The 13,477-nt window shown below is 69.9% G+C and carries 15 protein-coding genes; 6 read left to right on the plus strand and 9 right to left on the minus strand.

The window, feature by feature from the left end:
• Positions 1-71: 71 nt before the first annotated feature.
• The 4 genes from ACZ7M7_RS03850 to ACZ7M7_RS03865 form a co-directional block, all read right to left on the minus strand.
• Positions 72-623, minus strand: coding sequence for a zinc ribbon domain-containing protein (locus ACZ7M7_RS03850; protein WP_472112490.1), 552 nt, complete (start codon positions 621-623; stop codon positions 72-74).
• Complete coding sequence (locus tag ACZ7M7_RS03855) at positions 620-1,573, minus strand: M48 family metalloprotease (RefSeq protein ID WP_427841235.1); 954 nt, start codon at positions 1,571-1,573, stop codon at positions 620-622. The genes ACZ7M7_RS03850 and ACZ7M7_RS03855 overlap by 4 nt, the downstream gene beginning before the upstream one ends.
• Positions 1,574-1,839: 266 nt before the next feature.
• Positions 1,840-2,817 carry an arabinan endo-1,5-alpha-L-arabinosidase gene (locus ACZ7M7_RS03860; RefSeq protein WP_472112493.1) on the minus strand — a complete coding sequence of 326 codons (978 nt, stop codon included), beginning with the start codon at positions 2,815-2,817 and terminating at the stop codon, positions 1,840-1,842.
• Positions 2,818-2,920: 103 nt separating this feature from the next.
• Positions 2,921-3,412 (minus strand): ATP-binding protein, encoded by a 492-nt coding sequence (locus tag ACZ7M7_RS03865; protein ID WP_472112496.1) that lies wholly within the window; start codon positions 3,410-3,412, stop codon positions 2,921-2,923.
• 130 nt (positions 3,413-3,542) lie between these two features.
• On the opposite strand from ACZ7M7_RS03865, the gene ACZ7M7_RS03870 reads away from it, so the two are divergent.
• Positions 3,543-4,388, plus strand: coding sequence for a helix-turn-helix domain-containing protein (locus tag ACZ7M7_RS03870; protein ID WP_472112500.1), 846 nt, complete (start codon positions 3,543-3,545; stop codon positions 4,386-4,388).
• The gene (locus ACZ7M7_RS03875) at positions 4,385-4,648 is read left to right on the plus strand and encodes a DUF397 domain-containing protein (protein ID WP_472112503.1); all 264 of its coding nucleotides are present in this window, start codon (positions 4,385-4,387) and stop codon (positions 4,646-4,648) included. Before ACZ7M7_RS03870 ends, ACZ7M7_RS03875 begins: the two co-directional genes overlap by 4 nt.
• Here ACZ7M7_RS03875 and ACZ7M7_RS03880 read toward each other — a convergent pair.
• Positions 4,605-5,582 (minus strand): winged helix-turn-helix domain-containing protein, encoded by a 978-nt coding sequence (locus tag ACZ7M7_RS03880; RefSeq protein ID WP_472112506.1) that lies wholly within the window; start codon positions 5,580-5,582, stop codon positions 4,605-4,607. The two genes, ACZ7M7_RS03875 and ACZ7M7_RS03880, sit on opposite strands and share 44 nt — an antisense overlap.
• Before the next feature lie 145 nt (positions 5,583-5,727).
• Entirely contained in the window at positions 5,728-6,105 is a 378-nt protein-coding gene (locus ACZ7M7_RS03885) for a peptidase inhibitor family I36 protein (protein WP_383595646.1), read from the minus strand.
• A 211-nt stretch (positions 6,106-6,316) separates the two neighbouring features.
• Here ACZ7M7_RS03885 and ACZ7M7_RS03890 point away from each other — a divergent pair, with 211 nt between their 5' ends.
• On the plus strand, positions 6,317-6,562 hold the full coding sequence (locus tag ACZ7M7_RS03890) for a hypothetical protein (protein ID WP_472112509.1): 246 nt from the start codon (positions 6,317-6,319) through the stop codon (positions 6,560-6,562).
• A gap of 69 nt (positions 6,563-6,631) precedes the next feature.
• Here ACZ7M7_RS03890 and ACZ7M7_RS03895 read toward each other — a convergent pair whose 3' ends face one another.
• The 3 genes from ACZ7M7_RS03895 to arfA form a co-directional block, all read right to left on the minus strand.
• Entirely contained in the window at positions 6,632-7,291 is a 660-nt protein-coding gene (locus tag ACZ7M7_RS03895; RefSeq protein ID WP_383595644.1) for a DUF4360 domain-containing protein, read from the minus strand.
• Between the two features lie 195 nt (positions 7,292-7,486).
• On the minus strand, positions 7,487-8,371 hold the full coding sequence (locus ACZ7M7_RS03900) for a sulfite exporter TauE/SafE family protein (protein ID WP_472112512.1): 885 nt from the start codon (positions 8,369-8,371) through the stop codon (positions 7,487-7,489).
• 82 nt (positions 8,372-8,453) lie between these two features.
• Positions 8,454-9,962, minus strand: coding sequence for an arabinosylfuranosidase ArfA (gene arfA, locus ACZ7M7_RS03905; protein WP_472112514.1), 1,509 nt, complete (start codon positions 9,960-9,962; stop codon positions 8,454-8,456).
• Positions 9,963-10,208: 246 nt separating this feature from the next.
• Between arfA and ACZ7M7_RS03910 the strand changes: the two genes are divergently transcribed.
• Genes ACZ7M7_RS03910 through ACZ7M7_RS03920 form a run of 3 tightly spaced genes read left to right on the plus strand, consistent with a single transcriptional unit; the run spans position 10,209 to position 13,461 of the window.
• The gene (locus ACZ7M7_RS03910; RefSeq protein ID WP_472112517.1) at positions 10,209-10,832 is read left to right on the plus strand and encodes a toxin-antitoxin system, toxin component family protein; all 624 of its coding nucleotides are present in this window, start codon (positions 10,209-10,211) and stop codon (positions 10,830-10,832) included.
• Positions 10,833-10,834: 2 nt separating this feature from the next.
• Positions 10,835-12,058, plus strand: coding sequence for an MAB_1171c family putative transporter (locus tag ACZ7M7_RS03915; protein ID WP_472113900.1), 1,224 nt, complete (start codon positions 10,835-10,837; stop codon positions 12,056-12,058).
• Positions 12,055-13,461: an NAD(P)/FAD-dependent oxidoreductase gene (locus ACZ7M7_RS03920; RefSeq protein WP_472112520.1), complete on the plus strand. Its 1,407-nt coding sequence runs from the start codon at positions 12,055-12,057 to the stop codon at positions 13,459-13,461. Before ACZ7M7_RS03915 ends, ACZ7M7_RS03920 begins: the two co-directional genes overlap by 4 nt.
• The last annotated feature ends 16 nt before the right edge of the window (positions 13,462-13,477 follow it).

Below are 13,477 nucleotides of genomic sequence, written 5' to 3' on the forward strand. Positions count from 1 at the left end.
CCCTTTGTACTGGATGTACTCGGGGGAGCGTGCCCGGCGTCGCGTGCCAGGCGGGACTTTGCGGACACGGCTTAGGTGGCTGCCATGTGGTCCAAGCGCGGAGCGCCGCACTTCGTGCAGAAGTCGGCTCCGGTGGACCGTGCTTGGCCGCACCGATGGCAGAATCCCGGCGATCCGTCGGGTGACTGGGCAGGCCCACCCGCGGTGTCCGGCCGACCCGCCAGTCGGGACAGGCGGTTCAGACTCAGCTCGGTCACCTTGATCGCCTCGTCGTCCAGCCCGGCCTGGTTGATGAGCCCCCAGATCTGCGTCAGCAGAACCGGCCAGGTGACGAGCATGGCGATCGCGAGGGGTACCGCCTGCTTGCCGAAGATCCCGACTCCCGCCCGGACCAGCGTCCCTGTCGGCTGCGGCAGGATCTCGATCTTGAGCGCGGTGCGCAGACCGAGCGCCTTCTTGAACACGCCACCCTTGGTGATGCTGACCTCGTGTCCGCCGGCCGGCACCGCGACACAGACGGTCTCGTAACCCCGTTCCTTGAAGTGGCCGACCACATCGTCCGCCACCGGTGCAAGGTCGGGAACCACGACGGCGATGAGTTTCTCGCTGCTGAACGCGCTCATGAGCCTGCCCCCGCCGTGGTCCTGAGTTCGTTTCCGCAGCCCTGGCAGAACAGCCAGTCGGCCCGGACCGGACGGCCGCATCCGCTGCAGTCGTCCCTGTCAACCCCGCCGGTCCCTGTGCTGCCTGAAGCCTGCGCGATCGCCCGGACTTGCCGGAACGTCTCCGACTGCGCCCACCGCCCGATCTCCCGCAGCCGCAGTGCCGGGTTCGGGTGGGTCATCTCCTTGTCGATCTGTCGCAGGAGGAAGCGGTCGAGCTTCGTCTCGTTCATCACCGCCTCGAACTCGTCGGCCTGGGAGGCGAACGCGGCGTAGTCGATCTGCTCCTTCGGCAGCCACTTGGGGATCCCGTGGAGGTGGAAGAGGGCGCGCTGAAGTTCCTCGGGGCCTCCCATGAACATCACCGCGGCCCGGTCCGCGGTGAGTTCGCTCTTGCGGTACCAGTCCAGCAGCGCCACCTTCAGCGGTTCCGAGAACAGCGCGGCCACCATCCCGGCCTTGCCGCCCAGCGATCCCATGCCGCTGAACAGCGCGATCGACATCTGCCGGTAGAGCACGTGCTCGGCAAGTATGTGGCCGCATTCATGAGCCAGCACCGCCTGGATCTCGTCCTCGGGAAGGTCCAGGAGCAGCTCGTTGTGGATCACGATGCAGGTCCTGGAGTGCCCCATCGTCATCGCGTTGGCCGGTCCTGACATGAGATACAGCTCGGGCTCCTCGATGCCGAAGGACGCGCAGATCGGCGGCAGCAGTTTGTGGACGTCCGGCACCTGGCGCGGGCCCAGACGGATCGCGCTGGACAGCAACATGGCACGGTCGCGGCGGTCCGCGACCAGGCTGCGGTACTTCTTCACCGCCATCTGGAGCCCCGGGATCTTCTCCAGCTGCTGTCGGGCAGCGAGATCAAGGGGATGGAGAATGTCATGGATGTCGAAGGATGCGTGTTTCACAGGTTCCCCCCAGTGGTGCGGCCATTGCAGGCCGACGCCCCGGGAGTCCCCCGTTCCGCCCGGCCCGTCTGCATCGTGGTGCAGCGGGACGCACGCCCGGATCCTCTTTTGACGGGAAATACGCCGCCCGGCACAAGGGATCAGCCTGTCGCCGGTCAGGGGGTACGCCAACGGGCTGACGGGAAATCACCTCGCGCTGCAGCCGGGGACGTGGTCGTGGGTCCCCGGCCCCACCGCGCGGTCAGGGATCCGCGCTGCCGGCAGGGTCAGTAGGCGAGCGGCCAACCTGTGCTCCAGTTCAAGAGGTTGATGCCCAGCTTGGGTGTGCCGTTGTCGTTGGCGTCGTAGTAGTGGTAGACGATCAGGTCGCCGTCCGCGTCGTTCATGATCGACTGGCCGCCGGGGCCGATGATGCTGCCGTGGGACTCCAGGACCGGGGTACCGCCGTTGTTCATCATCGAGACGCCGCTCTTGTCGACGTACGGGCCAGTGATGCTGGTGGCGCGGCCGACCTTGACCTTGTACGTGGAGCTGGTGCCCGCGCAGCAGGTGTCGTAGGAGGCGAAGAGGTAGTAGTAGCCGCCCCGCTTCACGATGAAGGGTGCCTCCACGGCCTTGGTGCCGGTCGGGCGGGAGGCGAGGGAGTGGCGGGTGGTGTGGGAGGAGAGTTGCTTCCCCGTGGACGGGTTGATCTGGATCATCTTGATCCCCGTCCACCAACTCCCGAAGGACAGCCACCACTTGCCGTCGTCGTTCACGAAGAGGTTCGGGTCGATGGCGTTGTAGTCGCTGGACGAGCCGGAGGTGTAGACGGTGCCCTGGTCGGTCCAGCTGCCGGGCTGACCCGTCGTGGACGTGGCCAGCCCGATGGCGGACGTGTTGGAGCCGAACTTCGAGACGGAGTAGTACATCAGGTACTTGCCGCCGTGGTACGAGATGTCCGGCGCCCAGGCCTCCGGCACGGAGGAGTAGGTGGACCACCAGCCCGGCCGGGAGGAGAACGCGTCGGCGCCGTTCCTGAAGGCGGTGCGGTCGCTGGAGGTCTTGTTGGCGATGCCGCCGCCGGTGGCGTAGAGCAGGTACTGGCCGGACGAGGTGCGCAGCATCGTCGGGTCGTGGGTGACGATGTCGCCGGTGACGCGGCCGGGGTTGGGGTACGCGGTCGCCGAGGACGGGATGAGGGCGAGGAGAGCGGCGGCGGGGAGCGCGATCAGGGCTGTGCGCTTGCGGAGGGTGCGGGGCATGCGGGTCCTCCTTGCGGTGGGGGTGACAGGCCGGGTCGTCGGTCGGCATACCGAACAGTGCTCGCAAGTTCGAACGGGACCGTAGAATCGAACCCCATGCGCGTCAAGGCTGTTGACCGGTTCCACGCATCCGGACCAGGGCCGACCACGCGGGCAGATCGACCTCGGCGCAGACGGTCTTGCCGGGCGACTCGTCCCGTTCCACCACCTCCCACCTGTCGGCCAGCGCCTCGACGAGGACGAGGCCGCGGCCGTGTTCGTCGAGGGGGTGCGGAAGGCGTACGTCGCCGGGTTTCGGGGGGTGGGATTCGGTACGGGTGTCGCTGACCTCGACGCGGATGCTGCCCGTGGGCAACGACAGCCGCAGCTCGAAGTCCCTGCCGGGGACACGGCCGTGGGTCACCGCGTTCGCGGCCAGCTCGGCCACGATCGACGCCACGGCGTCGGAGGCGTCGCTGCCGTGCGGGATGCCCCAGGTGTGGAGCTGGTTCACGGCGAGGTGCCGGGCGAGGCGGGCGCCGCGCGGGGTGGCACTGAGGCGCTGGGTGAACACACGTACGGTAACCGGGGGTTGCGGGGTACGAGGTGCGGGCATGCGCTCAATCTGGCGGGCGGGGACGGCAGTTCACCAGGTGGGAGGCGCGTACGCTGCGGCAGCGTACGCGGTGACGGGCTGGACAGTACTCATCACTGGCCGTGACCATGAGTGCGGGAGGTGACCGACCGTGGTCGATGGCGTGGTGGGTACGGGTGGCGAGCCGGAGTCGTCGGACAGTCTGCGGACGTTCGGCGCGGTGGTCCAGGCACTGCGGGAGCATGCGGGGTTGAGCCGGGAGGAGTTCGGGGACCTGGTGGGGCTGTCCAAACACACGGTGGCTTCGGTGGAGTTGGGGCGGCGGATGCCGGATCCGACGTTCGCGGACCGGTCGGAACCGGTGCTGGGGAACACGGGGGCGTTGGTCAATGCGGCGCGGCATCTGGCTCGGCAGCCGGGGTTGGCCGCGTGGTTCCGGCGCTGGGCTCAGCTGGAAGCCATGGCAATCAGCCTCTACACCTACGAATGCCGCGTCATCCCGGGCCTGTTGCAGACCAGGGCGTACGCGCGGGCTGTGTCGCTGAGTGTGCCCCCGATCCCGAACGACGAAGAGCTCGACCAACGGATCGAAGCGCGCCTCGCCCGTCAGGAGCTCCTGTCGACGCAGCGGACACCGCCGTGCGCGCTCAGCTTCATCATCGAGCAGGCCGTACTTGAGCGCCACACAGGCGGCAAAGAAGTCACACGCGAGCTGCTCGACCACCTGCTGGGCCTGATCGATCGGCACTGGAACATCGAGGTGCAGATCATGCCGCTGCGGCAGCCCGTGCACGCGGGCCTGGACGGCCCCTTGCAGCTGCTTGAGACGCCCGAGAACAAGTGGTTCGCCTACTCCGAAGGGCAGGAGAACGGCCGTCTCATCACCGACCCGAAATCGATCAGTCTCCTGCACCAGCGGTATGCGAAACTGCGCTCGCAGGCCCTCACCCCCGAGGACTCCAGGGGCCTGCTGAAGCGAATGCGAGGAGCGCTATGAGCACTTCCGAACTGGCCTGGTTCAAGAGCAGCTACAGCAGCGGCAGCCAGGGCGACTGCATCGAAGTGGCCCTCTCCTGGCGCAAGTCCAGCTACAGCAGCGGCGGTTCCGGCGACTGCGTAGAGGTCGCCCCCCTCCCCCACGCCATCCACGTCCGCGACTCCAAGAACCAGGCGGGGCCCCACCTCACCCTCTCCCCCACCACCTGGACGGAGTTCATCGCGCACGTCCGTCCAGCAGGGCAAGCCCCAGCGGTGTGACGGAGTGCAGCGCCGCCTTGCCCGCCCTGCACGTGCTGAGTAACCCCGCCTTGCGCAGGATGCCCACGTGATGGCTGGCCGTGGCCGGTGAGATGCCCGCGTCGTGGGCGAGTTCGGTCGTCGTCACGCCGTGGTCGGCGACCGATTCGAGGATCCCGGCGCGGGTGCGCCCGAGGAGGGCGTTCAAGGAGCGGAGCCCTGGCGTGCCGCCGTTCAGGGCGGTCTCGTGGGTCATCGGGTAGACGACGACGCACGGCAGCGCCGGATCCTTCAGCAGCGTCGGCTTGCGCCAGCAGAAGTACGACGGGAGGACGAGGAGCCCGCGTCCGTCGAGGCGGACGTCACGGTCCGCGCCCAGCCCCGTCACCTCCAGTACGGGCCGCTGCCAGACGAGGCCGGGGTGGAGGGCACCGAGCAGCGCGCCGAGGCCGCCGTCGGCCAAATACCGTCCGTGCGCGGCACGTTCAGCGCCGAAGCGGGTGCGGACGCGACCCCACCAGGGGGCCAGCGCGGCCGTGAAGTACGCCCGGAAGACGCGCGCGAGGTGGCCGACGGCCTCCGTGTCGCCGTCGGCGAGGGCCCGGGCCCAGGGCGGCAGTCGGCGGCCCGCGCGGGACAGTTCCACCAGGTCGCCGCGCAGCCGTTGCCGTGGCGTGGACAACAGGGCGCCGATCCCCGCGTCCAGGCCGCCCGTGCCGGCGGCCGGGGTGAGGAAGTCGGCCGAGTAGCCGACGGGCGGGGCCATGCGGAGCAACGGGCGTACGGCGGCGGGCAGTTGGCGTCGTACCCGGCGCCGCCAGCCGCCGAATACGGCGGAACCGGTGTCCGTCTGGAGCATGTGCATGCTGAGCAGCGCCTCCCACATGGGGTCGGGAGCCTGCGCCAGCCTGATCTGGGCGAGATCGTCGTCGGTGAAGTGAATGCGTACGGCCATGTGAGCCATCCCCGTTCAGCACGTCGGGCACTCACATGCTCCGGGGTTCGTCGGCTCTTGACACCCTCAGAAGTCATGGGGCGCCCCGCCGCACCGCAAGGGTGCGACGGGGCGCTCGTCGTCCGTCAGGGCCCGGCAGGGCCTCTCAGCACTCCTCGACGGAGCTGACCTGGTCCCGCACGGGCGACGCCAGGTCGAGCGCCTGCCCGTCCAGGATCACCTGGATCTCGTTCTCGTAGTTCGCGTCCCGGTACAGGCACCACGAGCTGCCGGAGATGTTCTTCACCGACCACACGTGGTCATTGAGACCGCCCGCCAGCTGGCCCAGGTTGGACGCGCCGTCCGACAGCGAGTAGTGCGCGCCGCCGCCCTGCCCGTCGTGGTAGATGCAGAACTCCGACGGGTCGCAGGGCCAGGTCGCGGGGTCCCCGGCCGCCTGGGCGGAGGTGGGCACGGCGAGCATGGCGGCGGTGCCGACGAAGGCGGCGACGCCGAGGGCGAGTCGGCTCTTGCGGATGGACATGAGGTACTTCCTTTCCCCGTTGTTCCCCGTTGTTCTCTCGTACGCCGACCAGCCTGGGCGTGCGCGCCGCACCCCGCACGCGCCTTCGATCTCCGTCGAATCGAAGTGGCGCGGGAGACGTAAGTGACGTGTCCGACAACGAACTTGACGGATGTTCACTTTGCTCAACTGGCAGCCCATCAACAGAATGCGTTCCTACGGTGCCGTGCTCATGAACGAGGACAGGACCGGCATCCCTCTGGAGCTCACGCTCGCCGTCGTCGACGACAGCACCTGCGCGCCGCTGAACAACGCCCTGGTGGAGATCTGGCACTGCGACGCCCTCGGCGAGTACTCCGACAGCTCTGCTTCGACGAGACGATCACGACCCGGGTCGCCGCGCTCGCCGTCTACGCCGCGAACACCGTCCCGCGCACCACCCTGGCCCAGGACTCGTGGGGGTGGAGAGCTGACCTGACCCGCCTCGACGCCAAGCCGCGCCCGACTGCCATCGTCGGGCGCGGCTCGGCCTGCGCAGGCGGTGCTGCTACTTGCCCGGGCACTCCTTCCACGCCAGGTGGTACACCGTGCTGATGTCACCGTCGGTCGAGTCCATGGTCATGAAGCTGACCTTGCTCGGAGACGACGAGCCGGCGTTGACGCGCAGCTCGGTGTTGATGTTGAAGTTGCGCTGCTTTCCACAGGGCGCCCAGATCAGCTGGGCCCAGTCGGTCTCGTCGGTGGCCTGCCAGTTGTCGTTGAGGGGGCCGCTGAACGGGTGGCTGCGGAACTGCGTGTTCGGTGAGCCCTGGAAGTAGTACGAGGCTCTCTGCAGGGCATTCGCGCCGGGCTGGAGAGAGGCGAAGCCGCGGTAGTCGGCGCTGGCGATGGCGTAGGTGAAGCCACCGGGGACGTGCACGATCAGGCTGAGCTGGCAGTTCTTACGGAACGCCGTGGGGTCGGAGTTGCCGCCGACCTGGGCGAGGTAGTCGCTGTACGTCACCGTGAACGCGGTGTTGTCCTCGGAGACGGCGACGGCGGTGGTGCCCTGGGGGCAGCCGGAGCCGTTCACCGTGGCGACCTTGATGACGATCTTGTCCGGCGGCGGGTCTTCGAACGCCGGCGCGGCCTGAGCGGGCAACGTCGCGGTGAGCAGAGCGGCCAGCGCGCCGCCGCTCAGCAGGAGTCGCAGGAGTCCACGTGCCATGGAGCTCTCCTTGGGGATGGGGGGTGGCTGCGCCTCCGACCCTGTTTTCAAGCCGGTTGAATCTTTGAAGAAACAATGACTTTTCTGTGAAGGTCGAAGGCGTTCGCATCGTAGGGGGCCGCGCATGGCATGGCCACGACGAACTCCAGCCATTCACAGGCGAGTTGAGGGATCCCGGTACGTCCGTCCGGTCGGTCAGGTGCCGACCGGCTGACGCCCCTCGGCGGGCTCGGCCGCGACCGCGTTGCGCTCTTTGAGGTGGGCGCGGACCGAGTACGCAAGGGCGGCGGCCCACAGGGCGTACAGGGCGACGTGGAGCACGCCATCGGGCAGCAGGGTGCGGGCGTTGGTCACGACGATCACTCCGCCGACCGCCGACCCCAGCACCCTCGGCGGCAGCAGCCGCACCAGCCAGGCGGCGAGGGGCGCGGCGACCAGACCGCCCAGCAGGAAGGCGGCGACCCACATTGCGTCGATGCCCTGGGAGCCCAGGGAGAACAGGAAGCCGAGGCTGGCGGCCACCGCGACGAGGAACTCGCTGGTGTCGATGGAGCCGATGACCCTGCGCGGCTCCATCCGGCCGGAGGCGAGGAGAGCGGGCGTACCGACCGGGCCCCAGCCCCCTCCCCCGGTGGCGTCGAGGAAGCCGGCGACCAGTCCCAGCGGGGCCAGGAACCGGCGCCGGAGCGGCCTGCCCAGCCGGCCCTTCGGCAGCCCCCGGAAGGTGAACCGGACCAGGACGTACCCACCCAGCCCCAGCAGGATCGAGGACATCACCGGCTTCGCGACCTCGGCCGACAGCCGCGACAGCACCGTCGCCCCGAGGAACGCACCCACCGCGCCCGGCACGCCGATCCGCGCGACCACCCTCCAGTCGACGTTCCCGAAACGCCAGTGCGCCGCCCCCGACATCAGTGTCGTACCGATCTCGGCGAGATGGACGGTCGCGGAGGCGGCGGCGGGGTTGGTGCCCAGGGCGAGCAGCAGCGTGGTCGAGGTGACCCCGTAGGCCATGCCGAGGCTGCCGTCCACGAGCTGGGCCCCGAGGCCCGCGAGGGCGAGCAGGATCAACGTGCGCATGGGGAGCGACCGTAGGGCCCCAAGCTGAGCAGAGCCTTAGGGAAGCTGAGCGCAGTCTTGGGGCCCTGTGAAGATCGTCCGGTCAGCTCAGGCGGATCACGTTCCAGGACAGCGGTTCCAGTACGGCGGTGAGGCTGCCGTCCTCGAGTGCCGTTCCCTCGACGGCGTGCGGGGCGACCCGCTCCGGCTCGTCGAGGGTGTTGCGGGCGTCCGGGTCGGCGTCCGCGAGGGCGCTGTGCTCGACGACCGCCGTCAGGTCGAGGTCGTTCAGGGCGACGTCGAGCGGGAGGGCGTCGGTGCGGCTGCGGTTGACCGCGAAGACGGTGACCGTGCCGTCCTCGGCGCGCACGGCGGTGGCGTGCAGCAGGTCGGCCTCGCCGTACTTCTTCGTCTCGTACGTCGGGGAGTCCACCCGGACGTCGAGCACTTGGCCGCGGCCGTACCTGGAGGCCTGTGCGAACGGGAAGAACGTCGTCTGCCGCCATGCCGGGCCGCCCGGCTCGGTCATGATCGGCGCGATGACGTTGACCAGCTGGGCGAGGCAGGCGATCGTGACGCGGTCGGCGTGCCGCAGCAGCGCGATGAGGAGCGAGCCGAAGACGACCGCGTCCATGACGCTGTAGTTGTCCTCCAGGAGGCGAGGGGCCTGTGGCCAGTCCGTCAGCGTCTTGGCGTGCTCCTCCCACTCGGGCAGGTACCAGACGTTCCACTCGTCGAAGGACAGGTTGATCCGCTTCTTCGACTTGAGCCGCGCGCCCACGTGGTCGGCGGTCGCGACGACGTTCTCGATGAAGGACTCCATGTCGACGGCGGACGCCAGGAAGGAGTCGATGTCGCCGTTCTCGGGCCAGTAGTAGGCGTGCAGCGAGATGTGGTCGACGAGGTCGTACGTCTCCTTGAGGACCGTCGCCTCCCATGCGGCGAAGGTCGGCATGGACTGGCTGGAGGAGCCGCAGGCGACGAGTTCGACGTCCGGGTCGATCTGGCGCATGGCGCGGGCGGTCTCGGCGGCGACACGGCCGTACTCCTCGGCCGTCTTGTGGCCCGTCTGCCAGGGGCCGTCCATCTCGTTGCCGAGGCACCACAGCCTGATACCGAAGGGGTCCTTGTCGCCGTGCGTGACACGGAGGTCGGACAGGGCGGTGCCGGCCGGGTGGTTGGCGTACTCCTGGAGCTCCAGGGCTTCCGCGACGCCGCGGGTACCGAGGTTGAGGGCCATCATGGGCTCGGCCCGGGGACCGATCTTGCGCAGGAAGTCGATGTACTCGGACAGGCCGAAGCGGTTGGTCTCCATGGAGTGCCAGGCGAGGTCGAGACGGCGGGGGCGGTCCTCGGCGGGGCCGACCGAGTCCTCCCACTTGTAACCGGAGACGAAGTTGCCGCCGGGGTAGCGGATCGTGGTGACGCCGAGTTCGCGGACGAGATCCAGGACGTCCTGGCGCAGGCCCGTTTCGTCGGCCGTGGGATGGTCCGGTTCGAAGATGCCGGTGTAGACGCAGCGGCCGAGGTGTTCGACGAAGGATCCGAAGAGACGTGGGTTGACCTCACCGACCGTGAAGGCGGGGTCGAGGGTGAAGCGGGCGGTTTGCATGGTCACCTTTCCGGTGCGCGATACGCCTGTCGAAATATCGAATAGCGCTCGCATCCTCGAACGGGACCGTAGGATGCAAGCGCTTGCCCGTCAATGCTTGTGCACGAATTCCGATCGCCGTTTGTCTCCCCCGACTCAACTGCGGTCGTCGCCCGTTGAACTACGGTCGCCGGACCACATGACGCGGACACTTCGCGACGCGTAGGCTCGAACAGCCCGCCGACAGGCGGCGGAACAGGGGGTGCGATGGACATCGCGGGCGCGCGCACGAGGGCGGCCCGGGTCGCTGCGGCGCTGCGGCTGCGGCGCTCCCGTTCCGGTTCCGGGATGCGTGAGCTGGCCTCCGATCTGAGTGCCGCCCTGCGGGCCGGACCCCACCCCCCGGCCGACGTACGCGAGTTGTGCCACGCCCTGTGCGCGGAGATGAGCACCCGGCGCGGCGGACGGCCCGTCGAGCTGCGGTTCGAGCGGTTCCCCGACGAGATCGAGGTGACCGGGCTGTGGGTGGAGTTCCAGGACTTCGACCTGGTCATCGTGGAGGAGCGGGCCGAGGCGATGCAGCAACTGGTCATCCTCGGCCATGAGTTGTGGCACATGCACGCCGGCCACGGCCACCACCACACCGACGGTACGGCGGCCGCGCACGCACACGCCCTCGCCGGCACCCCCGGCTGGAAGGGCATCGCCCTCGCGGTCGCCGCCCGCAACGGCTCGCGCGAGCGGGACGAGGCCGAGGCGGACGACTTCGGGCACCGGCTGGCGGCCGCGTTCCGGCCGCTGCTGTCGGGGCGGGGGGCGGATGTGGCGCTCGGGCCGGTGCAGCGTTCGATGGGCTACCGCGGGAGCGGGAGCGGGAGGACGGCGCGGTGACCGTGCTGGCGTCGACCTCCTCGAGGCTCTTCGGCGATGTCCACATCTCCTTCTGGATCCCCACCGTCGCCCTGGCCGCCGCCCTGGCGATCAAGCTGCCCAGCATCCTCAGGATGTGGCGGGACCCCCTGCTGCGCGCCGTCGGCGGCCTGCTGCTGTTCGCCTGCGCGGTGTTCGTCTTCGCCGCCCCGGGCACCATCGCCTGGACCAACCGCGTCACCGGGGTACCGAACATCTCGGCCCCCTGGGTGTACTCGCTCATCACCGCGCTGTGCGCGTCCTGGCTGCTGATGATCATCGCCTGGCGCAACGGCCTGTCCAACCGCTCGGCCGCCACCCGCCGGGCGACCCGCTGGGTCGTCTCCGTCTACGCCGGCGTGGTCATCACCCTGTGGGCGCTCTTCGCGCTCGCGGACGCCCCCGTGGAGCGGCTGCGGGACCTGGACACGTACTACGCCACCACGCCCTTCATGCGCGAGCAGATCCTGCTCTACCTGCTCGCGCACACCGTGGCCTGCACGATCACGGCAAGGCTGATCTGGAACTGGATCCGCACCGAGGGCCTCGACGCCTGGCTGCGCTGGGGCCTGCGGTTCCTGGGCGTCGGCTACGCGACGAACCTGCTCTTCGACGCGTCCAAGCTCACCGCCGTCGTCGCCCGATGGACGGGCCACGACCTGGACTGGCTGAGCACCGACCTGGCGCCGTCGGCCGCCTGCGTCTCGGCCTCCCTGGTCGCGGTGGGCTTCATCATCCCGCACTCCGGCCAGTACCTGCACGAACGCTGGCGCATCCGGCGCCGCCACCGGCACCTGCGTCCCCTCTCCGTGCTGATGCGGTCCGTGAACGGCGCACGCGAGCCCTTCACCCTGCGCGGCACCCCGGAACTGCGCCTGATCCGCCGTGAGACGTTCGTCCGCGACGGGCTGCTGCAGGTGTCCCGGCACCTCGACGAGGACCTGCGCGGACGGTCGTACGACGCGGCCCTCGCCCTCGGCTTCGAGCCCACCCGGGCGGCGGCCCTCGCCGCGGCCATGACGATCCTGGACGCCGTCGACGTCAGGCAGCGGTCCCCGAAGGCCGACGCCGACGCCTCCCCGTCCGGCCCGGACACCGCGTATCTGCTGCGGGAGATCCAGGCCGTGTCCCGAGCCCTCCGCCATCCCAACGACATCGAGGCGGTACGCGCCCGAGCGGCCGCCCCGGCAGAGAGTGCCCCCGCATGAATGAACGCCCCGCCCCAGACGTCAGAACCGCCGTCGTCCTGGGGGGATCCCACACCGGCATGCTCGCGGCCCGCGCGCTCGCCGGATTCGTCGACCGTGTGCTCGTCGTGGACCGGGACTCCCTGCCCGGCGACCCGACCCCCCGCAAGGGGCTGCCGCAGGCGCGGCACGCGCACATGCTGTGGTCGGGCGGGGTCCGGGCCATGGAGGAGCTGCTGCCGGGGGTCACCGACGTGCTCCGGGACGCCGGGGCGCGCCGGCTGCCGGTCACGACGGACGTGGTCGCCATGTCGGCGCGCGGCTGGTTCCGGCGCTGGCCCGAGTCCCACCACGTGATCCTGGCCGGCCGGGACCTGCTGGACGCGACGATCCGGGCGCAGGTCCTCGCCGACGAGCGGATCGAGCTGGTCGAGCGCACGGAGGCGGTGGGGCTGGCCGGTACCGACGCCGCCGTGACGGGCGTACGGATCCGGGCGCACGACGGCGCCGAGCGCATTCTCCGGGCAGGCCTGGTGGTCGACGCCACCGGCCGCGGCTCCGGGGCGCCCCGGTGGCTCAGGGCCCTCGGTCTTCCCGCACCTCAGCAGCGCGAGGTCGACTCCGGGCTGGCGTACTCCAGTCGGCTCTACCTCGCCCCGGAGGACGCCAGGGACGGCTTCCCGGTCGTCAACGTGCAGCCCGACCCGCGGGCCGGAGGGCCGGGCCGGGCGGGCTTCCTGCTGCCGATCGAGAACGGCCGGTGGATCGTCACCCTGTCCGGCACCCGGGGCGGCGAACCCACCGACGTGGCCGAGGACTTCGTTCCGTGGGCCCGCGAGAAGCTGCGGCACCCGCTGATCGGCGAACTGCTCGAGAACGCCGAGCCGCTGTCCGGCGTGTCGGTCACCCGGGCCACCGTCAACCGCCGCTACTTCTATGAGCGGATGCCGGCGTGGCCGGAGAACTTCGTCGTCCTCGGCGACGCCCTCGCCGCGTTCAACCCGGTGTACGGCCATGGCCTGGCGGTCGCCGCCCAAAGCGCCCTGATCCTGCGGGACGTGACACGCCGTCAGGGGTGGGCGGCACCTGGCCTGTCACGCCGCGTCCAGAAGGCGGTGGCCCGCCCGGTCGGCGCGGCCTGGGACCTCGCCATCGGGCAGGACGTGTTCTACCCGGGCGCCACCGAAGCCGGCCCCACCCTCCGCGAACGGCTCGTCGCCGCGTACGTGGACCGCCTCATGCATACCGCCACCGGCAACGGCCGCATCGCCCGCCGGGTCACGGACGTGACGTCCCTGGAACGCACCGCCGAGGTACTGCTGTCCCCGTCCGTCCTCCTGGCCGCGGCGATCGGCCCGCTCAAGCCAGCGCTCAACGGGCCGCCGTTGACCGCGGAGGAGCGGAAGGCGGCGGGGTTGGGGTAGAAGGGTGGCGTCGGCG

Source organism: Streptomyces sp. NPDC111606, from assembly GCF_055656945.1.

Coding starts and splice junctions, on each gene's coding strand:
- ACZ7M7_RS03860 (WP_472112493.1), bottom strand. CDS start 2,817: ATGCCCCGCACCCTCCGCAAGCGCACAGCCCTGATCGCGCTCCCCGCC.
- ACZ7M7_RS03850 (WP_472112490.1), bottom strand. CDS start 623: ATGAGCGCGTTCAGCAGCGAGAAACTCATCGCCGTCGTGGTTCCCGAC.
- ACZ7M7_RS03885 (WP_383595646.1), bottom strand. CDS start 6,105: ATGTCCATCCGCAAGAGCCGACTCGCCCTCGGCGTCGCCGCCTTCGTC.
- ACZ7M7_RS03920 (WP_472112520.1), top strand. CDS start 12,055: ATGAATGAACGCCCCGCCCCAGACGTCAGAACCGCCGTCGTCCTGGGG.
- ACZ7M7_RS03900 (WP_472112512.1), bottom strand. CDS start 8,371: ATGCGCACGTTGATCCTGCTCGCCCTCGCGGGCCTCGGGGCCCAGCTC.
- arfA (WP_472112514.1), bottom strand. CDS start 9,962: ATGCAAACCGCCCGCTTCACCCTCGACCCCGCCTTCACGGTCGGTGAG.
- ACZ7M7_RS03895 (WP_383595644.1), bottom strand. CDS start 7,291: ATGGCACGTGGACTCCTGCGACTCCTGCTGAGCGGCGGCGCGCTGGCC.
- ACZ7M7_RS03880 (WP_472112506.1), bottom strand. CDS start 5,582: ATGGCCGTACGCATTCACTTCACCGACGACGATCTCGCCCAGATCAGG.
- ACZ7M7_RS03875 (WP_472112503.1), top strand. CDS start 4,385: ATGAGCACTTCCGAACTGGCCTGGTTCAAGAGCAGCTACAGCAGCGGC.
- ACZ7M7_RS03890 (WP_472112509.1), top strand. CDS start 6,317: ATGAACGAGGACAGGACCGGCATCCCTCTGGAGCTCACGCTCGCCGTC.
- ACZ7M7_RS03865 (WP_472112496.1), bottom strand. CDS start 3,412: ATGCCCGCACCTCGTACCCCGCAACCCCCGGTTACCGTACGTGTGTTC.
- ACZ7M7_RS03910 (WP_472112517.1), top strand. CDS start 10,209: ATGGACATCGCGGGCGCGCGCACGAGGGCGGCCCGGGTCGCTGCGGCG.